The organism is Balneicella halophila (assembly GCF_003096835.1).
GTDB classification, from domain to species: domain Bacteria; phylum Bacteroidota; class Bacteroidia; order Bacteroidales; family Balneicellaceae; genus Balneicella; species Balneicella halophila.
On the sequence record NZ_QENZ01000003.1, the window covers coordinates 296586 to 317245 of the forward strand.

At 35.9% G+C, this 20660-nt stretch carries 23 protein-coding genes; 15 read left to right on the forward strand and 8 right to left on the reverse strand.

Annotated features, from left to right (window positions below; genetic code table 11):
• Positions 1 to 75 precede the first annotated feature (75 nt).
• Genes C7377_RS01370 through C7377_RS01380 form a run of 3 tightly spaced genes read right to left on the reverse strand, consistent with a single transcriptional unit; the run spans position 76 to position 2719 of the window.
• Positions 76 to 513 carry an OsmC family protein gene (locus C7377_RS01370; RefSeq protein ID WP_116495550.1) on the reverse strand — a complete coding sequence of 146 codons (438 nt, stop codon included), beginning with the start codon at positions 511 to 513 and terminating at the stop codon, positions 76 to 78.
• 49 nt (positions 514 to 562) lie between these two features.
• Positions 563 to 1753 carry a glycine C-acetyltransferase gene (gene kbl, locus C7377_RS01375; protein WP_116495551.1) on the reverse strand — a complete coding sequence of 397 codons (1191 nt, stop codon included), beginning with the start codon at positions 1751 to 1753 and terminating at the stop codon, positions 563 to 565.
• Positions 1754 to 1768: 15 nt separating this feature from the next.
• On the reverse strand, positions 1769 to 2719 hold the full coding sequence (locus tag C7377_RS01380; protein ID WP_116495552.1) for an NAD(P)H-dependent flavin oxidoreductase: 951 nt from the start codon (positions 2717 to 2719) through the stop codon (positions 1769 to 1771).
• A 164-nt stretch (positions 2720 to 2883) separates the two neighbouring features.
• On the opposite strand from C7377_RS01380, the gene nhaD reads away from it, so the two are divergent.
• Genes nhaD through C7377_RS01395 form a run of 3 tightly spaced genes read left to right on the forward strand, consistent with a single transcriptional unit; the run spans position 2884 to position 5280 of the window.
• Positions 2884 to 4239 carry a sodium:proton antiporter NhaD gene (gene nhaD, locus C7377_RS01385; protein WP_116495553.1) on the forward strand — a complete coding sequence of 452 codons (1356 nt, stop codon included), beginning with the start codon at positions 2884 to 2886 and terminating at the stop codon, positions 4237 to 4239.
• Positions 4240 to 4252: 13 nt separating this feature from the next.
• The gene (locus C7377_RS01390) at positions 4253 to 4894 is read left to right on the forward strand and encodes a MotA/TolQ/ExbB proton channel family protein (protein WP_116495554.1); all 642 of its coding nucleotides are present in this window, start codon (positions 4253 to 4255) and stop codon (positions 4892 to 4894) included.
• A complete protein-coding gene (locus C7377_RS01395) occupies positions 4894 to 5280 on the forward strand; it encodes an ExbD/TolR family protein (protein WP_116495555.1) in 387 nt (128 codons plus the stop codon). Before C7377_RS01390 ends, C7377_RS01395 begins: the two co-directional genes overlap by 1 nt.
• 10 nt (positions 5281 to 5290) lie before the next feature.
• On the opposite strand, the gene C7377_RS01400 is transcribed toward C7377_RS01395, so the two are convergent.
• Genes C7377_RS01400 through dut form a run of 4 tightly spaced genes read right to left on the reverse strand, consistent with a single transcriptional unit; the run spans position 5291 to position 9507 of the window.
• Positions 5291 to 6460 (reverse strand): murein hydrolase activator EnvC family protein, encoded by a 1170-nt coding sequence (locus tag C7377_RS01400; protein ID WP_116495556.1) that lies wholly within the window; start codon positions 6458 to 6460, stop codon positions 5291 to 5293.
• Positions 6453 to 7355 carry a DUF4292 domain-containing protein gene (locus C7377_RS01405; protein ID WP_116495557.1) on the reverse strand — a complete coding sequence of 301 codons (903 nt, stop codon included), beginning with the start codon at positions 7353 to 7355 and terminating at the stop codon, positions 6453 to 6455. The genes C7377_RS01400 and C7377_RS01405 overlap by 8 nt, the downstream gene beginning before the upstream one ends.
• Positions 7356 to 7361: 6 nt before the next feature.
• Entirely contained in the window at positions 7362 to 9065 is a 1704-nt protein-coding gene (locus C7377_RS01410) for a tetratricopeptide repeat protein (protein WP_165806824.1), read from the reverse strand.
• 7 nt (positions 9066 to 9072) lie between these two features.
• Complete coding sequence (gene dut, locus C7377_RS01415; protein ID WP_116495559.1) at positions 9073 to 9507, reverse strand: dUTP diphosphatase; 435 nt, start codon at positions 9505 to 9507, stop codon at positions 9073 to 9075.
• Between the two features lie 151 nt (positions 9508 to 9658).
• On the opposite strand from dut, the gene C7377_RS01420 reads away from it, so the two are divergent.
• From C7377_RS01420 to C7377_RS01475, 12 genes are all read left to right on the forward strand, one after another.
• The gene (locus C7377_RS01420) at positions 9659 to 9991 is read left to right on the forward strand and encodes a hypothetical protein (protein WP_116495560.1); all 333 of its coding nucleotides are present in this window, start codon (positions 9659 to 9661) and stop codon (positions 9989 to 9991) included.
• A gap of 6 nt (positions 9992 to 9997) precedes the next feature.
• Entirely contained in the window at positions 9998 to 11800 is a 1803-nt protein-coding gene (gene mutL / locus C7377_RS01425; protein WP_116495561.1) for a DNA mismatch repair endonuclease MutL, read from the forward strand.
• A gap of 54 nt (positions 11801 to 11854) precedes the next feature.
• Complete coding sequence (locus C7377_RS01430; protein WP_243408283.1) at positions 11855 to 12595, forward strand: rhomboid family intramembrane serine protease; 741 nt, start codon at positions 11855 to 11857, stop codon at positions 12593 to 12595.
• The gene (locus tag C7377_RS01435; protein WP_116495562.1) at positions 12595 to 13464 is read left to right on the forward strand and encodes a rhomboid family intramembrane serine protease; all 870 of its coding nucleotides are present in this window, start codon (positions 12595 to 12597) and stop codon (positions 13462 to 13464) included. The genes C7377_RS01430 and C7377_RS01435 overlap by 1 nt, the downstream gene beginning before the upstream one ends.
• A gap of 3 nt (positions 13465 to 13467) precedes the next feature.
• Positions 13468 to 14499: an endonuclease/exonuclease/phosphatase family protein gene (locus C7377_RS01440; protein ID WP_116495563.1), complete on the forward strand. Its 1032-nt coding sequence runs from the start codon at positions 13468 to 13470 to the stop codon at positions 14497 to 14499.
• Between the two features lie 105 nt (positions 14500 to 14604).
• On the forward strand, positions 14605 to 14847 hold the full coding sequence (locus C7377_RS01445) for a 4Fe-4S dicluster domain-containing protein (protein ID WP_116495564.1): 243 nt from the start codon (positions 14605 to 14607) through the stop codon (positions 14845 to 14847).
• Positions 14848 to 14849: 2 nt separating this feature from the next.
• Entirely contained in the window at positions 14850 to 15935 is a 1086-nt protein-coding gene (locus tag C7377_RS01450; protein WP_116495565.1) for a 3-methyl-2-oxobutanoate dehydrogenase subunit VorB, read from the forward strand.
• A 12-nt stretch (positions 15936 to 15947) separates the two neighbouring features.
• Positions 15948 to 16709, forward strand: coding sequence for a thiamine pyrophosphate-dependent enzyme (locus C7377_RS01455; protein ID WP_116495566.1), 762 nt, complete (start codon positions 15948 to 15950; stop codon positions 16707 to 16709).
• A gap of 3 nt (positions 16710 to 16712) precedes the next feature.
• Positions 16713 to 17264, forward strand: a complete 552-nt coding sequence (locus tag C7377_RS01460) for a 2-oxoacid:acceptor oxidoreductase family protein (RefSeq protein WP_116495567.1) — start codon at positions 16713 to 16715, stop codon at positions 17262 to 17264.
• Between the two features lie 249 nt (positions 17265 to 17513).
• Complete coding sequence (locus tag C7377_RS01465; RefSeq protein WP_116495568.1) at positions 17514 to 18554, forward strand: GMP reductase; 1041 nt, start codon at positions 17514 to 17516, stop codon at positions 18552 to 18554.
• 79 nt (positions 18555 to 18633) lie between these two features.
• Positions 18634 to 19140, forward strand: coding sequence for a pyridoxamine 5'-phosphate oxidase family protein (locus tag C7377_RS01470; protein WP_116495569.1), 507 nt, complete (start codon positions 18634 to 18636; stop codon positions 19138 to 19140).
• 11 nt (positions 19141 to 19151) lie between these two features.
• Positions 19152 to 19334 (forward strand): hypothetical protein, encoded by a 183-nt coding sequence (locus C7377_RS01475; protein WP_116495570.1) that lies wholly within the window; start codon positions 19152 to 19154, stop codon positions 19332 to 19334.
• A 92-nt stretch (positions 19335 to 19426) separates the two neighbouring features.
• Here the strand turns inward: C7377_RS01475 and C7377_RS01480 are convergent, their stop codons facing one another.
• Complete coding sequence (locus C7377_RS01480) at positions 19427 to 20659, reverse strand: nucleoside recognition domain-containing protein (RefSeq protein ID WP_116495571.1); 1233 nt, start codon at positions 20657 to 20659, stop codon at positions 19427 to 19429.
• Between the last annotated feature and the right edge of the window lies 1 nt (position 20660).

The following is a 20660-nucleotide window of genomic DNA, read 5'->3' on the forward strand; positions in this document are numbered from 1 at the left end:
AGTGATATCATAAAAAAGTGGATAAGAATATTTCTTACCCACTTTTAAAATTGCCATATTTAGCAATTATTAGAACTATTCAGTAACTGCTACTTTTATTACAGTTTCATTCTCAATATTATCAGCTACAGGACAACGTTTCTCTGCTTCATGAATAAGTGCTTCTTTTTCATCTTTTGATAATGATGGAGCATCAAGCTTCACTGATAGACGTAGCTCGGTAAATCCAGCTCTACCCTCTTCGGTATTTCCCATTAAGAATGCTTTGTCAATATCACCTTCAAGATTAACCTCCATATTCTTAACTTCGAGTTTCCGCTGATTTGCAATAATACGAGTAATAGCACATAGACAGCCTGCTAAACCAGACAGATAATACTCTAAAGGATTAGCACCTAAATCTGAGCCCCCAGCAGCCTTTGGTTGATCTATCACCATATCATGAGAAGCCTTAATGTCTGTTTTGAAAGTGCTACCCATTGTAGCTGTTACTTTCATTGTTGAAGTTGCCATAATGTTTGTTTTTTAAGTTAAAAAAATACTTATCTTATTCTATTTAAGCTTAGGAAATCACACCTAATTCTTTACCAATTTTAAGAAATGCCTCAGCAGCCTTATCTAAATGCTCTTTCTCGTGTCCTGCAGAAAGCTGAATACGAATACGAGCTTGTCCTTTTGGTACTACAGGATAATAGAATCCAGTTACATAAATACCTTCGTCTAACAGCTTAGCAGCAAATTCTTGTGAAAGTGGTGCATCATATAGCATCAGTGCCAGAATTGCAGATTCTGTAGGTTTTATATCAAATCCTGCACTACTTAATTTATCTTTGAGATAAGATGCATTATCCATTAATTTATCACGCAAATCTGTAGATTCTTCCAACATATCAAACACTGCAATTGAAGCACCAACAATTATTGGAGTCAATGAGTTTGAAAACAAATAAGGACGAGAACGTTGACGCAACATATCGATAATCTCTTTCTTCCCTGTAGTGAAACCACCCATAGCACCACCTAAACCTTTACCTAGCGTACTGGTAATAATATCTACTCTATCCATACAGTTGTGATGCTCATGAGTACCACGTCCAGTTTTACCAATGAAACCAGAAGCGTGACTGTCATCTACCATTACCATAGCATCATACTTCTCTGCTAAATCACATATCTCATTTAGCTTAGCAATATCACCATCCATTGAAAATACACCATCAGTAACAATAATTCGGAATCTTTGTTCTTGTGAAGCTTTTAATTGCTCCTCTAAATCCTTCATGTCAGCATGTTTATAGCGGTATCTAGCTGCTTTACACAAGCGTACTCCATCAATAATAGAAGCATGGTTCAATTCATCAGATATAATCGCATCTTCTTTAGTTAATAATGGTTCAAAAACACCTCCATTAGCATCAAAACAGGCAGCATATAAGATGGTATCTTCCATTCCAAAAAACTTAGCAATCTTTTCCTCTAGTTCTTTGTGAATATCCTGTGTTCCGCAGATAAAACGAACAGAAGACATACCATATCCTCTTTCATCTAACACCTTGTGAGCTGCCTCTATCACTTTAGGATGAGAAGACAACCCCAAATAGTTGTTTGCACAAAAGTTTAAAACTTCCTCGCCGGTGCTTACTTTAATAGCCGCCGACTGAGGAGTAGTAATAATACGTTCTTTTTTATATAATCCCGCATCTTTAATCTCTTGTAATTCTTGTTGTAAATGATCTTTAAATTTACCGTACATAACCTATGCTTTATTTTATAATTTATGATATTTTTTTACATTATCTAATGCTTTATTGTAAGTAGAAATAATATCGTCCATTATTTCTTGTACCGTTTCTACTTTGTCAAGCTTGGAAGCAATTTGACCAATTTCTAATTCTCCCTCTTCCAAGTCTCCTTCAAAGATACCTTTTTTTGCTCTTCCTTTTCCTAAAAGTTCTTGCAATTCTTCTTTTACACCTCCTTTATTTTCCATCTCAAAAACCTTTTCAAAGAAGGCGTTCTTTATGAGTCTTGTAGGTGCTAATTTCTTTAGTACTAATAGGGTTTCTCCCTCATCGGTTTTTATCACTTCTTTCTTGAAAAGCTCATGAGAGGAGGATTCCGCACAAACTGCAAAACGACTTCCAATTTGCACACCATCAGCACCAAGTATTTGAGCTGCTAATAAACTCTCGCCTCCATACATTCCTCCGGCAGCTAATAATGGAGTGCTCACTTCTTTAGTGACTTTTTGCAACAAAGGAAAACTAGCAGTCTCTTCTCTACCGTTGTGTCCGCCGGCCTCAAAACCTTCTGCTACAATTGCATCTACTCCAGCATCTTCACATTTTTTTGCAAAGAAAGTGCTCGAAACTACATGAGCTACCTTAATTCCATGCTCTTGTAAAGTTGGTGTCCATTTTTTAGGACTTCCGGCAGAAGTAAAAACAATAGGCACCTTTTCTTCAATGATGATATCCATTATTTTTTCAATCTCCGGATACATTAAAGGAACATTTACACCATAGGGTTTTGAAGTTGCCTTCTTCATTTTTTGAATATGTTCTTGCAACACTTCAGGATGCATAGATCCAGCTCCTAATAGTCCTAAACCACCTGCTTCACTCACAGCACTTGCAAGCCTCCAGCCACTACACCACACCATTCCTGCTTGTATTACAGGATATTTAATTCCAAATAATTCACAAATTCTATTACTCATTTTTCTCTTTTTCTAATTCCTCTTGTAAAATTAATATAATCTTATAAAATAAGATAGTATTTGTTCTATAACAGACTTAAAACCTCACATTAACTTTAAACATATGAACACAAATAAATTAGATATTGTTGTATATTTGCATGCATAATCCAAAAAATTACACTATGATTAGCTTAGTTGTCGCCATTTTTATCATTGGTTATTTGTGTATCGCTTTTGAACATCCACTTCGTCTAGACAAGACCGCACCAGCCTTATTAATGGCTGCACTTTGTTGGGCGGTCTATGCCATAGGGTTTAGAAACTCTGGTATGCCTCTGCTCGACATGAATACACACCAAGAACTTTTTTATGACCCCTCAATAGGACATGAAAGTTTTGACTCTTTTCTACAGGTTCTTCTTCATCATTTAGGTAAAACTGCAGAAATTCTGATTTTCTTGATTGGTGCGATGACTATTGTTGAAATTATTGACTTACATAATGGATTTGCCATCATAAAACAGTGGGTAAAAACAAGAAATAAAAAGAAACTACTTTGGATTGTTGCTATTTTAGCATTTGTTCTATCTGCTATTATTGATAACCTTACAGCAACTATCGTATTGATTACGATATTACGAAAATTAATTCATGATAGACCTACACGTCTTTGGTATGCGGGATTAATTGTAATTGCGGCTAATGCCGGAGGTGCTTGGTCTCCAATTGGGGATGTAACTACTACAATGCTTTGGATAGCTAATAAAACTTCTGTCGCATTACTTATCGAACATTTACTATTGCCTTCAGCTATTTGTATGTTAGTCCCAGTAATTATAGCTTCTATGCTTCCTCCATTCAAAGGGGATATTCCTGAGGCTCCTGCTAATTCAGAAGAAGAGCTTTTATTGAGTAGTAAAACGATATTATTCCTTGGATTAGGTGGTATTTTATCTGTGCCTTTTTTCAAAACATTTACACATTTGCCACCATGGGTAGGAATGATATTAGCATTGAGTATTGTTTGGCTGGTCTCTGAATATGTTATTCCTGAAAGAGACTGGACACATGAAAAACGTCGAAAATATTCTGTCCATAAAGCTTTAGCGAAAATTGAGATGAATAGTATTTTGTTCTTCTTAGGAATCTTGATGGCGGTTGCCGCACTAGAAAGCATAGGTGTGTTATTCCATGCACAAGAATGGCTTACAGAAACAGTCCCAAATACCAATGTTGTCATATTATTGCTTGGAGTAGCCTCTGCTATTATCGACAATGTTCCATTGGTTGCTGCATCTATAGGAATGTATGGTTCTGCTTTTCCAATTGATCATTCTGCTTGGCACTTTATTGCCTATGCTGCAGGAACAGGAGGTAGTATGCTCATCATAGGTTCTGCTGCTGGTGTAGCAGCTATGGGAATGGAGCGAATTAATTTCATTTGGTATTTGAAAAAAATCACTTGGTTGGCTGTTTTAGGATATCTAGCTGGTGCTTTGGTATTCTATTTGATGTTTGGAGTACACGTAGCCGGATAGTAAATCTATTTTTATGAAACAAAGTTTTTTAGAATTTGTAACAGGTGGAAGCTGGTCAGGCAATTTATTAATGCTTGTACTTTTTGCACTCTCCATTGTTGCCGTCTATATATTTGCTGAACGAATTATTATTTTACAAAAAACGAAAAAAGAAATCCAATCTTTTGTAAAAAATATGCATGGATTGATTTCTAACAATAAACTTAATGAAAGCATGGATCTTGTACAAAATCATGATTCAATAGCTGCTATCGTTCTTAGAAAATCCTTACAAACCATCGGAAAAAGAGACATCGGAATTAACGAAGCGAATCTAGTCATAGATACTATTGGCAATAATGAGATTACGCAATTGGAAAAGGGCTTTTCCATGCTTGCCAGTATTGCAGGAGGTGCTCCAATGATTGGTTTTTTAGGTACTGTAATCGGTATGGTACAAGCTTTCTACGAAATGTCCGCACAAGAAGGGGGAAGCTTTGAAGTGGCTGCACTATCTCAAGGTATTTATACTGCTATGTTTACAACGGTAGGTGGTCTAGCCGTCGGTATTATCGCCTATTTTGCCTATAATTACTTAATTTCTCGATTGAAGAGAATAACTATCGCTTTGGAAGCTGTTAAGATTGACTATATTGAGCTTAGAAATCATCAATAATGGCTATTAGTCCCAGAAATAAAATTGACCCTAATTTCAGCGTATCATCAATGACTGATATCATTTTCCTGTTATTGATTTTTTTTATGGTAAGTTCTACCTTTATTCAAACTAAAGGCATAATGGTGGATAAGCCAGAGAGTAAAACGGCTACTTCCGAACCAGTTATTGTTATTATTTCTATTGATAAGGATGGAGAGTATTTTTACGAACAAGAACGAGCATCCTTGCAAGAGATAGAGAGTAAGTTAGCCTTAAAAAAACGTATTGATAAAGATGTTTCAATTTCAGTAAATGCTGAAAAAACAGTCCCTATTCAAAAATTGGTAAATCTTATGGATATTGCACGACGAAATGAATTGAAAATTGTATTGGCGACAAAATAAGTTATACTCCTTATTTTTTTCTAAGCCAATATTTGGGATTTTGTCTTGAGGTATTCTTCCATATCTGTAATTTCATTACAGTGGCTCCGTCGCTACCCGTTGCAATCTTACCCAAACTTTGTCCTGTTTGTATTTTATCACCCTTCTTTACATAAAGATTAATCAGATTTGCGTAAACACTTAGGTAAGAGCCATGTTTGATTATCACCGTACTATTCAGTCCTGGGATACTTAATACTTGCGACACCTCACCATTGAAAACCGCTTTACAAGTACTTCCTTTTTGTGCAGTAATGTCAATACCATCATTTCTTACTTTGACTGTTTTCAATATGGGATGAGCATGCTCACCAAATGCTGAAGAAATAAAACCATCCACAGGCCATGGGAGTTTTCCTTTATTCGCAATAAAGGATTTTCCTAACTGAATATCTGCTTTTGTAGGAGGCTTTTTTCTCTCTTTCTTCGCAGTTCGTGCAATAAGTTTTTCTATCTGCTTCTTTAAGTTTCGTTCCCGTTGCTGTTGTACTTTTAGGCGAGAAAGCAAGTCTTTTTCTTTTGCCTTTAATCGGTTTATTTCTTTCTGCTGTTCTTTCTTTTTAGCATCTAATGTTTGCTGAGCCTGTTGCTCCTTTTCAACTAAACTCTCTTTCTCTGTTTTCAGTGCTACAACCTTTTGAACATTCTCATTGACACTGTCTTTTAGGTTTTTAAGTACAGAAAGTTGATTGTAAGTATAGTCGTTAACCTGCTCAAAATATTTATATCTATTATAAGCCTGTGAAAAATCTTCTGATGCAAAAATATAAATCCATTTGTCGAGAGTTCCATTTTGATAATATGCACTCACAAGCAGTTCTCCATAAACTTTCTTCAGTTTCTCCTGTTTATCATTAAATACTTGTATTTGTTTGTTCGAATGATCAATAGCTTTTTGTAACTCTTCCACTTCATCACGATAGAGCTTTACAGAAGTCTCACGAGTCTTAATATCTTGTTGCAGTGCTTTTAATTTTGATAATGAACTGCTTTGCTTTGTTCTTACGCTTTTTAATATCTTGTTCGTATATTCTAATTCTTTTTTATTCTTCTCTTGCTTTTTCTTTAAGTCAGAAACATTCTGGGCATTGAGGTTTCCAATGCCCAAGCATAGTAGCATTATGAGGAAGAATTTATTCATGTATTTCTTCGTACTTTTTACTGATTTTAAAAGGAAAACTTAAATTTTCTTTATTCACCTCTAAATCATAGACTGTAATAGTCAGAACAATCTTCTCAAATTGTCTTTTATTATCCTTCAGTAACTCACGTTGAACTGTAGTCGTTATTTTCTGGGGAAATAAATCCTTTTCGTTATATTCTTTATAATCATTATACTTCAAATTCAGACTTACGGTCTGTTGCCCTTTGTTAGCACCAAAAAGCTGTGTATCATACACATCTACACTTTCCAGGCGCATTAGGTCTGGTGTTATTCGTAGAATTTGTAAAGTGCTTCCCTCCATTCCAGTAAGATCTTTATATTCTTTCCAGTATTGTTTGTTTTTCCATTTTTTGGAATAAAAAAGATAGTGCGTTTTTGTTTTTTTCCCTTTAAAATTACGATGAAATGGAATGTCTTTTTCTATTCTGTACTCAGGCAATCGATTTGTAAAGATACTCTGGACTAAATCAAAGTCTAATTCTAAATTAAAACGTTTATTCAGATACTCATAATTTGTAATCATATATTCCCGATGCAGTCTATCAATAAAAGCGACAGTGTCAGGAGTTAATTTTACTCGCATACCTTCCATACCCATTTTTGATATGGAGAGCCAGATAATACTATCTTTTAGGATTCTTACACTGCCTCTGAATTCTTGCTTTTTACCATCATGCTCATAGGAAATATTGATTTTTTTAATATTCAGTGTGTTAAAATCTAAATAATTCTCCACTGTTTCCCTGTAGAGTTTTGCATCACTCATTCCCCTAAGTCGCTTGGACTCTCGCTTAACATCCTTACCTTGGCGCACTGCACAGGAACTTATCAGTGCAACAAACAGAATCACTATAATTGTTTTTAACTTCATAGGATATTAGTCGTTATTCTTTATTTTTTCTTGCAAACGTTCCGTCTCTGGGTCAGGTAGACTTAAAGCCTTTCTCCACTCTTTCTTTGCTTGTTCAGATTTCCCTAATTTATACAATATATCTCCATAATGTTCCCACATCTCAGAAGAAGCTTCTTCATTCTCTAAATTTTTGATAGCTTTTTCCATATATTTCAAAGCTTCTCTATATCTTCCTTGTTGATGGAGTACCCATGCATAAGTATCTAAATATGTTGCATTATTCTCCTCTTGCTCTAATGTTTTTCGACTCATTGCTTCCGCCTTCTCCAAGTTTTCATTTTCTAAGGATAAGAAATAGGCATAATTATTTAATATCAAAACGTTATCGGGGTTGGCATTAAGCAGTTCTTCAAACAAATCAAAAGCTTTCTGCTTTTTACCGCTCTTATAATAAACATCAGCAAGTAACTCTCTAATATCTTCTTGGGTTTCTGAGTCTTTAGCATACAAGTATCCAGTGGTTAGCGATGCCTCTGCAACAGCATATTCTTTCTTTTGCGATGCGGCTAAACCTTTAAACAAATAAAACAGATGCTGTTGCGGATAATATTCAATTCCTTTCTTAGCTAATTCATACAATTCATCCCACTCTTGCTTGATATTGTGAATGATTGACATCTGCGCCAATCCATTATAGTTTGTAGGATCTATATCTAAAGCTTTTTCCAGCACCTTTTCACTTTTCTCATAGTCCTGTGCTTCACCATATTCTTGGGCTTTAAAAAGGTAGCCAATTGCATTTTCGGGATATTTATCAATGAGCAAACTCGACAAAGTATCTCTATAAACTTTTGATTGCTCTGTAGTATCAGCTTGTAACAGCCCTATCACTCCAGCAACATTAGCATTCTCATCAACTTCTCCACTCTTAATAGCTCCTTTCAAGGCTTTATAAGCATTTGGGTAGTCATTTACTCCCATGTAGTAACGTGCCAACATCATATTAGCCACCCCAGATATGGTATCCAATTTCGTAATTTTTTCAAACGTTTTAGCGACTTTCTTTTCATCTCCTTCCTCCTCATAGCGCATAGCTAAGAGACTATAATACTCTGAGTTCTTTGGCTCTTTTTTAATCAGTTTCTTTAATTCAGCCAATCCCTCCTCGGGTTTCCCGGCTTTGGAATACAATCCTTGTTTTCTTGCCATCATATTAAAGTCAGCACCGTACTGTTCTTCCCAAACATCATAAAGTTTTAAAGCTTCCTCCCATGATTCGGAACTTTCATATAGCATCATGCTTTTTTGCAGGTAAAAAGGATTTTGAGTTTCCATCTTAGCTAATTCAGCGTAAGCCTTAGCAGATTGCTTTAATAATCCTCTGCTTTCTAGAATCTCCGCTAATTGCAATTGGAACCAATTGTTCGAAGGAGCTATTGCTACAGCTTTACGACTATGTGTCAGCGCTACTTCCAAGTCATTGACTGCTATCGCAATATTTGCCAGTTCATAGTGTGCCGTAGCACATGTATTATCTACAGCAATGCATTGGTTGTATATACTGATTGCCTTTTGAACATTCCCATGTGCTAAAGCATCTTTTGCCTCGACGAGGTAGTAATTTACCTGTCTATCTTTGTCTACACCATCTTCTTTGACATCTTGAGCAAATACCCCGAAGGTGCTTGCTATCAAGATGATAAGACTGAGTATGTGTTTATATTTCATAAATATTTTACTTTTTACCTGTATGCCCAAATCCACCAGCTCCGCGTTCGGTATCGGAGAGTTCATCTACTTCCTCGATAGTCACTTGCTCATGCTTAGCTATTACCATTTGACAGATACGCTCTCCATGTTCGATAGTTACAGTTTCATTAGAAAGGTTTACAACAATTACACCAATCTCTCCACGATAATCTGCATCAATCGTGCCTGGCGAATTGAGTAATGTAATTCCTTGCTTCAAAGCTAATCCGCTACGGGGGCGCAATTGTGCTTCATATCCTTCGGGTAATTCTATACGCAATCCTGTGGGTATCAGTGTACGTTCTAGGGATTTTAGTGTTATTGGTTCCTCTAGGTTTGCTCTTAAATCCAAGCCTGCAGACAATGTAGTTGCATACGCGGGCATAGGATTTTTAGAAGTATTGATTATTTTTAATTTCATCTTTTCGTTTGTCGATTAAATATCTCCTTACAAAGATAACAATTTCAGTAGCTTAAGAATATAGAACAGTTGTTAAAAATGGTTAGACAAGCAAGTAATGCCAATTCCTTGTGCATGATTTTTAGTAACTTTGTGAAAACTTGAATTGAATATGGCATTATTTACCAAACAAAGGAAACCGAGAGGCTTAACACGAAAACCAATATATTGGGATCCTGAAAAAGAAGAACGTGAAGCTAGAGAACAACGGATAAAAGCAGAATTAGGAATTACATCTGATGATAAAAATTCTACAGGAATTTACCGCCCGGAAATTAAAGGAAAGTTTCGAAGCGCTCACCTTGGTAGCCGTGATGAAATAAAAGAAGTAAAAAGGAAAAGTATTCGTAGAACCATTATTTTTTTCTTCATTTTGATTGCATTACTGTATTTAATGATAGCAGCCTTGCCATTCTTAGAGCAATTCCTTGAAAAATTTGTTTAAAGATTTATGACAGATATTATTAGAGTCCTGCCAGATGCTATAGCCAATCAAATTGCAGCAGGAGAAGTCGTTCAACGACCTGCATCAGTAGTTAAGGAACTATTGGACAACGCACTGGATGCAGGAGCAACTCATATTGAAATTATATTAGAACAAGCAGGTAAAAACCTGATTAAAATTATTGATAATGGTAAAGGGATGTCTATGACAGATGCCCGTATGGCTTTTGAGCGACATGCAACTTCTAAAATTGAAAAAGCTGACGACCTTTTTGCCATTCGAACGATGGGCTTCCGTGGTGAAGCGCTTGCTTCTATTGCCGCAGTAGCACATGTTGAACTCAAAACCTGTACTGCGGAGCAAGAACTTGGAACCTATATTGCTGTAAATGGTTCAGAATTAATTACACAAGAGCCTGTCAACTGCCCTAAAGGGAGCCAGTTTACTATTAAGAATCTCTTCTTTAATATTCCTGCTCGCCGAAAGTTTTTAAAAACAAACGCCACCGAATTACGCCACATAATACAACAAGTACAGCGTATTGCATTAGCTTATCCTGAAGTAAGTTTTCATTTAGAACATGATGGAAATGAGATTTATCAACTCCCAAAAACAAAACTAAAGCAACGAATTGTTCATCTTTTCGGAAACACAATCCAAACAAATCTTATTGCGATACAAAGCGAAACTTCATATTCATCACTAGAAGGTTATATTGGGAAACCCGAGAAAGCAAAAAAGAACTTTGGGGAACAATTTTTCTTCGCCAACAATCGTTATATTCGTCATCCCTATTTGCATAAAGCAGTAATGGAAGCTTATGGTAATCTGCTACCTTCAGAATCTATTCCTGCTTATTTTATTTTTATAAATATTGACCCCAATCTTTTGGATGTAAACATACACCCAACAAAAACAGAAGTAAAGTTTGAAGATGAACGTACTCTTTTTCAGATAGTTCTTGCAACTGTAAAAGAAGCTCTGGGCAAACACAATATAACTCCGTCTATCGATTTTGAGATAGACAGAAGTTTTGAGATACCGACTGCAACCAACGCTAAAGATATAAAAGCCCCTGAAATTTCTGTGGATCCTAATTTCAACCCGTTTAAGCAAGAAAACAATGGAAGTAGCTTCTCAAAATTTAAGACAGAACGTGGAACCAAGGGCTGGGAAAGTTTTTATGATTTTGAAGATCTGCCTATGGAGGATACTTCTCAACAAATATCATTTGAAGAAAAGGAACAAGCCAATATAGGACTTTTTCAAGTAAAGGGTAAATATATCCTCTCACAAGTTAAGTCCGGGCTTATGATTATCAATCAAAAAAGGGCACACGAGCGAATTGTATTTGAACAACTATTTAAACTCTCTAAGGAGAAAAATATCACAACGCAACGTCTGCTTTTTCCACATATAATTTCACTCTCTGCAACGGAGATGACAACATTTAACGAAATAGCTGAGGAATTAAAAACTTTAGGATTTGATATTGACCTGTTTAGTAAAGACTCTATCGCTATCAATGGAATGCCCGGGGGCATCACCTTAGAAAATCCTGAGCAGTTTATTCAAGACATTCTAAATAATTATAACGGAAAAAAACTTCTGGATGAACAACTCCGAAAATCTATCATAGAAACTTTGGCAAAAATGTCAAGCTTACAAAAAGCTCAATCATTATCACCGGAGGAGAGGCAACAACTTATTGACGCATTATTTGCATGCAACACACCAAATCATACACCAAGTGGTAAGAAAATTGTTCACATTTTGCCACTAGAGGAAATAGACAAATACTTCAGTTAGCCGAAGAAAAATTGTAAATTTGCCACTGCTAAATTAAAACAGAATACAAAGGATATGAATAATTACCGTCCCATGCAAGGCATACCACCAGTAGTAAAAAATCTATTGATTATCAATACATTATTACTCTTTGGAATGTTTGCCTTAGAGAGAATGAATATTGATTTAACAAATTACTTAGGCCTATTTTTCCCGGGTTCTAAATGGTTTTTACCACACCAATTTGTGACTTCCATGTTTATGCACGCAAACTTTTCACATCTGTTTTTCAATATGTTTGCGTTGTTTATGTTCGGAAGAATTTTAGAAACCGTATGGGGTGGCAAGCGTTTCCTTATCTATTATATGGTCACTGGTGTCGGTGCCGTTTTGTTACATTCGTTAGTGAATTATATTCAAGCCTATCCTATCTTACAGAATATTTCAGAACAAGAACTAAACCTTGTAATTGATCAAGGAAAAGAGGCCTTGATGATAGGAAAGAATTTCGTAGATCCAGATTTAAGTAAATTAAACCTGATTTATAATGTCCCTGTAGTAGGTGCTTCGGGAGCTGTTTTCGGTATTCTACTGGCTTTTGGTATGTTATTTCCCAATACAGAGCTTATGCTTTTATTTCCTCCCATACCAATAAAAGCGAAGTATTTTGTCATTGGATACGGTGTACTTGAGCTTTATTTTGGTGTTGCCAATTTTCAGGGAGACAATGTGGCACATTTTGCACACTTAGGCGGGATGCTCTTTGGCTTTATTTTATTAAAATATTGGAAGGCCGATCGAAATAAATTTTATTAATGATGATGTTTCAAAACTACAGACGATATACGAATCCTTTTACCCAACAATTTCAACAAGAAGTTCATCGTAAAGATTTGTTGAGTCAAATTATAGGTATTAATGTTTTTGTTTTTTTACTTATTACGATTTCAGGTATTTTTTTCTTTTTAGCTGGCATAAAGGAAAATCCGATAGTTCGTTTACTCTCTGTACCTTCCAGCTTTGATGTTTTTCTTCGACGTCCGTGGGGAATTATAACCTATATGTTTACACATAAGGGCTTATTTCATCTATTATTTAATATGCTTTTATTATTTTGGATGGGAAAACTATTTGTAAAATATTTTGATACAAAAAAGTTGCTTTGGATATACATAGGGGGTGGTATCGGAGGGGCTCTTTTGTATATGCTCGCCTATAATTACTTGCCAGTTTTTGCTACTGCTAATCCATATAGCTTTGCTATTGGTGCCTCTGCCTCAGTAATGGCAATTTTTTTTGCCGTAGCATTATACAATCCCTCGTATTCGATTTATCTTCTTTTTATAGGTCGCATTAAAATGTTGCATTTAGCAATCGCTTTTATCGCATTGGATTTATTAATGTTGCCCGGGAGTAATCCTGGCGGACATATTTCACATCTCGGAGGTGCACTTGTCGGAGTTTTATTTGCGCTGTGGATGAAACAACAACCACAAAAATTCTCCCAAAGAAAAGCACAGACGAGAACAACCTATAAGCATGCAAAAGATTTTCAATATAATGCTGCAAAGAAACAAGAAGAAGAGTATATCAATGAGATTCTCGATAAAATATCTAAATCCGGATATGAAAGCTTGACAGCTAAGGAACGTAAAGCCCTGTTCAAATCAAGCTATAAGAAATGATCAATGATTAAGCGTCTTGTATTACTTCTGAATATCGTATGTGTCTTAGGTTTATTAATGGCATATCTTTCTCCATATATTCCACCAACTGTTTGGTATATTCCACAACTTTTTGGTCTCTTTTATCCTTATTTTCTCTTTTTTAATGTTTGCTTCTTAACTTTCTGGCTAGTATTCAAAAGAACTTATGCAATTTATTCTTTCATTACTATTCTTATGGGTTTTGGATTTATCTCAAGAGTCTATAAATGGAACGATATACCAGTTCCCGAGAGTAATGAAGTAATTAAACTTCTGTCTTACAATGTCAAAAAGTTTGGCACTTCATCTGAGGGCAAGACAGTAAACCCCAAGCCTCTTTTTGAATTTGTAAGTCAACAAAACGCTGATATTTCCTGTTTTCAAGAATACAGTAACTCTCGATACGTAAAATATGGGAAGTCTGTATTGGAAGATCTTTATACTTATGCTCATTTCAATGGAGAATTAGCTACATTCAGTAAGTTTCCCATACTCAAAAAACAAAATATTTCATTTTGTAAAAACCATTATGCAAAGGGAATAATTACAGATATACTCATCGAAAAGGACACCTTGCGGATAATTAATGTACACTTAGAGTCCAATCAACTTTCCTCTAAGAATAAGAAAGATTTGGAAGAAGTTGTGAATAAAAAGCAAGGTTTTGAAAAGCTAAGATCAATCGCAGGTAAACTAAAGCGGGCATCTTTTCATAGGGTCATTCAGGTAGAGAAAATAGTGGATATTGTTGAAGAATCACCCTATAAAATAATTGTCTGTGGCGATTTTAATGACATCCCTCTTTCTTATTCATATGGAAGAATTAACAAACTGCTAGATGATAGTTTCGTAGAAGCCGGAGAAAATTTTGGACTTACATTTTCAGAAGGGAATATAAATGTTAGGATTGATTATATCTTTTCCAAAACTCCTTTCTATAAGCACGAAGCCCACTCAATAAAACACTCTGACCACAAACCAATTACGGCATTTACTAAAATAAATTTAGAATGATTCTTTATTAAACTTTAATGTTCTAAAACATTGAAAGCCTATCGAAATCGATTTCGAAAGTATTTATTTTTGTAACACGATTAAAAATAACCAAAAAGAAATATTATGGCTAAAGTAAAAGGAGCTGTGGTAGTTGACATAGAGAAATGTAAAGGCTGTGGCATTTGCATTGATGACTGCCCAACAGATACACTCGCATTTGAAAGAGCTGTTAATGGTAAAGGATATCATTATGCTTACATGAAGGCACCTGAACTTTGCATCGGTTGTTCAAACTGTGCAATCTCTTGTCCAGATACCGTGATAACAGTGTATAGAGTAAAACCAGAAAGAAAGAAAACATCTTAATTATGTCAGACGTAAAACTACTCAAAGGTAACGAAGTTATTGCTGAAGCAGCAATTCGTTGCGGTTGTGATGGATATTTTGGGTACCCAATTACCCCTCAATCAGAAGTAATGGAAACCCTCATGGAAAGAGCTCCATGGAATACTACAGGAATGGTTGTACTTCAAGCAGAAAGTGAAGTTGCAGCAATAAATATGGTCTATGGCGGAGCATGTTGTGGCAAAAAAGTAATGACCTCTTCTTCAAGCCCAGGTGTGAGTTTAAAACAAGAAGGAATCAGCTACTTATGCGGTGCAGAATTACCTTGTCTTATTGTAAATGTGCAAAGAGGAGGTCCTGGATTAGGAACCATACAACCTTCACAAGCTGATTATTTCCAAACAGTAAAAGGTGGTGGTCATGGTGACTACAAGCTCATTGTATTAGCACCAAACTCAGTTCAGGAAATGAATGACTTTGTTGATTTAGGATTTGAACTTTCTTTCAAGTACAGAGTTCCTGCAATGATTTTGAGCGATGGTATGATAGGACAAATGATGGAGAAAGTAACCTTAAGTCCTAAAAAACCACGCCGAACAGAGGAAGAAATTATTAAAGAAGATGGTGACTGGGCTACTACAGGAAAAACTGCTGATAGAGAGCAAAATGTAATTACTTCATTAGCTCTAAAAGCTGAAGAACAAGAAGCTACTAACCTCAGACTTCAAGCTAAATATAAAGAGATACAAGAAAATGAGGTAAGATATGAAACCTATAAAGCAGATGATGCTGAATATCTTTTAGTTGCATTTGGGTCTTGTTCAAGAATTTGTTCTAAAACAGTAGATACAGCCAGAGAAGATGGTATCAAATTAGGTATGATACGTCCAATCACGTTATTCCCATTCCCTACAAAACAAATTAAAGAATTTGCTAAGCAAGTCAAAGGATTTATGACGGTAGAGATGAATGCCGGACAAATGGTTGAAGATGTGAGATTAGCAGTGAATGGTGAAAAACCTGTAGAATTCTACGGACGTTTCGGTGGAATTATTCCGAGTCCTGAAGAAATTAGAGTTGCTTTAGAAAAACAACTATTTAATAAGTAAAAGGAAAAAACAATGGATGTTAAAGAAATAATTGCAAAAGGAGATCTTGTTTACGAGAAAACAAAGGTCCTCACAGATAAAGAAATGCACTACTGCCCTGGATGTACGCATGGAACAGTGCATAAAGCCATTGCTGAAGTTATTGAAGAAATGGGAATCCAAGAAAAAACGATTGGAATATCTCCTGTAGGTTGTTCTGTATTTGCTTACGAATATTTACATATCGATTGGCAACAAGCTGCCCATGGACGTGCTCCCGCTTTAGCTACAGCAACAAAACGATTGATGCCAGAAAAGTATGTATTTACATACCAAGGTGATGGAGATATCGCATCTATCGGATGTGCTGAAGCAATACACGCTTGTAACCGTGGAGAAAATATCTTAATGATTTTTATCAATAATGGTATTTATGGGATGACAGGCGGTCAAATGGCTCCAACAACACTTGACGGAATGAAAACAGCAACTTCTCCTACAGGAAGAACTGTTGAACAGAATGGATATACTCTTGACCTTACTAAAATGATAGCTCCCCTACCTGGAGTATGCTACGTAGCACGTCACTCTGCAGACACAGCAGCGGCAACACGTAAACTAAAAAGAGCACTGAAAAAAGGTTTTGAAAACTCAATGAAGAATAAAGGAACTTCCTTTGTAGAAGTAATTTCTACTTGTAATTCTGGATGGAAAATGTCTCCCGTAGCTGCTAACGAGTGGATGAGAGAGAATATGTTTCCAGTATTCCCATTAGGAACTATTAAAGACGAATAAGACATGAATGAAGAAATTATTATAGCAGGTTTTGGAGGACAAGGTGTCCTTTCTCTCGGAAAAATTATTGCCTATTCAGGGATTATGGAAGGTAAAGAGGTATCTTGGATGCCTTCTTACGGACCGGAAATGCGTGGTGGAACGTGCAACGTTACGGTAATTATCAGTGATAATAAAATCAGTTCTCCTGTAGTACAACGTGTTGATACAGCTGTAGTACTTAATCAGCAAGCTTTAGATAAGTTTGAAGAGGAAGTAAAAGAAGGAGGGACTCTAATATATGACCCTAATGGTATCACAAGACATCCTGAACGTAAGGATATCAATATCTACAAAGTAGATGCAGCTCGTTTAGCCGTAGAATTAGGAAACCCCAAAATCTATAATATGATTATTATGGGAGCTATTCTAAAAGCAAGACCCATCCTAAATGATGAGAATGTAGAACTTGGACTGAAAAAATCATTACCAGAACGCCACCACAAATTAATTCCATTGAATATGGAAGCAGTGAAGAGTGGCTCCAAGGGTGTGGAACAAGTCCATAGCATTTAATAAAAGAAAATAACCTAAATTTTATAAAGAGCTTAGTACACGACCTATTTTCATAAACTCACATTTCCTTTTACAGCTAAAATAATCGTGTATTAGCTCTTTGCCTTAATAGGCTTATGCAATAATCTATTTGTATAAGCCTATTTTTATGGACTCCAAAATTGTTTATAAGTAAATTTTAATGAGCATTTTATCCTAACTCAAAAAATGTTACTTTTATCCGTAACAAATAAAAAAAACGATTAGTGCATGAGATTAGAATATGAATTAAAATTGGGGTTCAAAGATGTAATGTTCAGACCAAAAAGGTCTACATTGAATTCAAGGTCTCAAGTAGATCTAGAAAGAGAATTTATTTTTAAACACACTTTAAAAAAATGGAAAGGTGTACCTATCATTGCAGCCAATATGGATACAGTAGGTACATTTAAGATGGCTGAAAGTCTTGCTAGGGATAAAATAATGACTGCTATTCATAAACATTACACCACTAATGAATGGGAAGAATTTTTAGCCGATAAACCAACTGAATTTTATCAATATATTACTCTAAGCACAGGTACAGGAGAAAAAGATGAAGAAAAATTGTCTAAGTTGCTTTCTCAGCACCCAAAGCTTGAATTTATTTGCATCGATGTAGCCAATGGCTATTCTCAGCATTTCGTCGATTTTGTGAGAAAAATAAGAGCTCAATATCCTGACAAAATTATTATTGCGGGAAATGTAGTTACTGGAGAAATGGTTGAAGAACTTCTTTTGTCTGGTGCAGATATTATAAAAGTAGGCATAGGTCCAGGTTCTGTTTGTACAACTAGAGTAAAAACGGGCGTGGGATATCCACAACTTTCTGCAATTATCGAATGTGCGGATGCGGCTCATGGATTAGGTGGTCATATTATCAGTGATGGCGGTTGTAAAATTCCTGGTGATGTTGCTAAAGCTTTTGGAGGCGGTGCAGACTTTGTAATGCTGGGCGGTATGCTTGCAGGACATGACGAAAGTGGCGGAGATGTGGTTGAAGAAAATGGAAAGAAATTTCGCTTATTCTATGGAATGAGTTCACAGACAGCAATGAAGAAACATGCTGGAGGAGTCGCAGACTATCGGGCTTCGGAAGGAAAAACCGTTAAAGTACCTTATAGAGGCAGTGTACAAGAAACAGTTAAGGATATATTAGGAGGAATACGATCAACTTGTACGTATGTTGGTGCTTCCAGACTGAAAGAACTTTCAAAACGAACCACTTTTATCCGAGTACAAGAACAACATAATCAAGTATTTGGCGATTAATATTTATCCTTAATTCATCAAAATTGCAAGATATTTGTAGCTAGATAAATTTTATAACTTTAAATAGCCTAAACATATTATGAGTACAAAAAATTTATACAATAAAGAAGCTATCGACAAATTAAAGGAACTTGTGGAAGATGCTCGATTCTGTATGATGTCAACTATTTTAAGTGGACAAACGCCACTTCTTGCCCGCCCTATGACGGTACAGGAAGTCGATGATGAAGGAACACTTTGGTTTTTCAGCAGTAAAGACGGGGATCAAGAGTATAAGGTTAATACAAACTCTGACATGCAATTATTCTTTTCTAATACAGACAAACAAGAATATCTTTCTATTTACGGAAAGGCAACGATTCACACCGATAAGGAGACTATTGAAAAACACTGGTCTAAGATGGCTGATGGGTGGTTTGATGGAAAGAATGACCCAAACATCACCGTAATTGCCATACACCCTGAAGATATCAAATATTGGGAAACAAAACATGGAAAATGGATGAGTAGTGCCTTGTTATTGTATTCAGCACTTACTGGGGACGATGAAGTCAATCCTGGAATATCTGGAAAATTAAAAATCTAATAATTAATCTTATGAAAAAAGCAAACATTAAATTACTTGTACTAAGTGTACTACTTATGCCACTTTTGACTTCTTGTGAGTTATTTGAAGGCGTTTTTAAAGCAGGAATGTGGTCAGGAATCCTTATTGTGGTAGCTATAATTGTTTTGATTATATGGTTGCTATCAAAATTATTCTCAGGAAGAAAGAAGTAAGCAATTTCTATTTTCTTAGTAATACACAAAGGAAGAATACTTAAAAGGTTTCTTCCTTTTTTTGTACTAATTAATTCGTTGCTAAACTCTATTTAATGAAAGAATAAATACCCTATAATGATAGCAGCGATAATGCCTACAAAGTCAGCAAACAAACCGCAAGTAACAGCATAGCGGGTATTCTTAATTCCTACGGAGCCGAAATAAACCGCTATAACATAAAAGGTAGTATCCGTTGCTCCTTGCAGTGTTGATGCCAAACGCCCTACAAATGAATCAGCTCCGTGGGTTGCCATAGCATCTACCATCATGCCGCGCGCTCCACTGCCACTTAATGGTTTCATGAGTGCTGTAGGCAGTGCCTCTACAAAGTCAGTATTTACACCTAATGCCGTAAACAGGTACCGAAAGCCATCCATTAGTATTTCCATACCTCCTGAAGCTCTGAACACACCGATAGCTACTAATATAGCAATAAGGTAAGGAATAATTTTTACGGCAATTCCGAAACCGTCTTTCGCACCATCAATAAATGCATCGTAAACATTCACTTTACGCCATGCTGCGAGTCCTACAAAAGCAATGATAATTCCAAAAAGAATGATACTGCTTGCTTGCCTAGAAACTTCTGCAATAGCATCTTGACTCATTTGAGAAAAAAGATAGATCAATCCGACGATAAATAATGTCATTCCACCGAGATATGCCATCACAACCTTATCCCAAATTTTCAATTTCTGATAAAAAGCCACAATTAACAGACCTGCAATTGTAGAAAAAAAAGTAGCCAACAAGATGGGAATAAATATATCTGCTGGGGAAACAGCTCCAGCTTGTGCTCTATAAACCATAATGGAAACAGGAATCAGTGTTAATCCTGAGGTGTTGAGTACCAAAAACATAATTTGTGGATTAGAGGCTTGGTCTTTCTTTGGATTTACCTCCTGCATTTGCTCCATAGCTTTTAATCCCATGGGTGTAGCCGCATTATCTAGTCCTAGCATATTTGCCGCTAAATTCATGATGATAGAACCATGTGCGGGATGTTCTTTTGGAAGCTCAGGCATCAGTCTGGTAAACAACGGAGAAATAAGACGTCCCAGAATTTTAATAACTCCACCACGTTCCCCTATTTTCATAATGCCCAACCATAAAGATAAAACGCCAGTAAGGTATAATGATATTTCAAAACCTGTCTTTGCCGTTTCAAAGGTAGAATCCATTATTGCCGGGAAAACAGCTAAATCTCCCATAAAAACAAGCTTAACTAATGCTATTACAAAGGCAATAACGAAAAATCCTATCCAAATATAATTGAGAACCATA

Bases quoted from the DNA above. Each gene is read 5' to 3' on its own strand.
- mutL (WP_116495561.1), top strand. From the start codon at position 9,998: ATGACAGATATTATTAGAGTCCTGCCAGATGCTATAGCCAATCAAATT.
- C7377_RS01455 (WP_116495566.1), top strand. From the start codon at position 15,948: ATGGATGTTAAAGAAATAATTGCAAAAGGAGATCTTGTTTACGAGAAA.
- C7377_RS01480 (WP_116495571.1), bottom strand. From the start codon at position 20,659: ATGGTTCTCAATTATATTTGGATAGGATTTTTCGTTATTGCCTTTGTA.
- C7377_RS01460 (WP_116495567.1), top strand. From the start codon at position 16,713: ATGAATGAAGAAATTATTATAGCAGGTTTTGGAGGACAAGGTGTCCTT.
- C7377_RS01405 (WP_116495557.1), bottom strand. From the start codon at position 7,355: ATGAAGTTAAAAACAATTATAGTGATTCTGTTTGTTGCACTGATAAGT.
- C7377_RS01420 (WP_116495560.1), top strand. From the start codon at position 9,659: ATGGCATTATTTACCAAACAAAGGAAACCGAGAGGCTTAACACGAAAA.
- C7377_RS01380 (WP_116495552.1), bottom strand. From the start codon at position 2,719: ATGAGTAATAGAATTTGTGAATTATTTGGAATTAAATATCCTGTAATA.
- C7377_RS01435 (WP_116495562.1), top strand. From the start codon at position 12,595: ATGATGATGTTTCAAAACTACAGACGATATACGAATCCTTTTACCCAA.
- C7377_RS01400 (WP_116495556.1), bottom strand. From the start codon at position 6,460: ATGAATAAATTCTTCCTCATAATGCTACTATGCTTGGGCATTGGAAAC.
- C7377_RS01445 (WP_116495564.1), top strand. From the start codon at position 14,605: ATGGCTAAAGTAAAAGGAGCTGTGGTAGTTGACATAGAGAAATGTAAA.
- C7377_RS01475 (WP_116495570.1), top strand. From the start codon at position 19,152: ATGAAAAAAGCAAACATTAAATTACTTGTACTAAGTGTACTACTTATG.
- C7377_RS01470 (WP_116495569.1), top strand. From the start codon at position 18,634: ATGAGTACAAAAAATTTATACAATAAAGAAGCTATCGACAAATTAAAG.
- C7377_RS01370 (WP_116495550.1), bottom strand. From the start codon at position 513: ATGGCAACTTCAACAATGAAAGTAACAGCTACAATGGGTAGCACTTTC.
- C7377_RS01450 (WP_116495565.1), top strand. From the start codon at position 14,850: ATGTCAGACGTAAAACTACTCAAAGGTAACGAAGTTATTGCTGAAGCA.
- C7377_RS01430 (WP_243408283.1), top strand. From the start codon at position 11,855: ATGAATAATTACCGTCCCATGCAAGGCATACCACCAGTAGTAAAAAAT.
- dut (WP_116495559.1), bottom strand. From the start codon at position 9,507: ATGAAATTAAAAATAATCAATACTTCTAAAAATCCTATGCCCGCGTAT.
- C7377_RS01465 (WP_116495568.1), top strand. From the start codon at position 17,514: ATGAGATTAGAATATGAATTAAAATTGGGGTTCAAAGATGTAATGTTC.
- kbl (WP_116495551.1), bottom strand. From the start codon at position 1,753: ATGTACGGTAAATTTAAAGATCATTTACAACAAGAATTACAAGAGATT.
- C7377_RS01440 (WP_116495563.1), top strand. From the start codon at position 13,468: ATGATTAAGCGTCTTGTATTACTTCTGAATATCGTATGTGTCTTAGGT.
- nhaD (WP_116495553.1), top strand. From the start codon at position 2,884: ATGATTAGCTTAGTTGTCGCCATTTTTATCATTGGTTATTTGTGTATC.
- C7377_RS01410 (WP_165806824.1), bottom strand. From the start codon at position 9,065: ATGAAATATAAACACATACTCAGTCTTATCATCTTGATAGCAAGCACC.
- C7377_RS01395 (WP_116495555.1), top strand. From the start codon at position 4,894: ATGGCTATTAGTCCCAGAAATAAAATTGACCCTAATTTCAGCGTATCA.
- C7377_RS01390 (WP_116495554.1), top strand. From the start codon at position 4,253: ATGAAACAAAGTTTTTTAGAATTTGTAACAGGTGGAAGCTGGTCAGGC.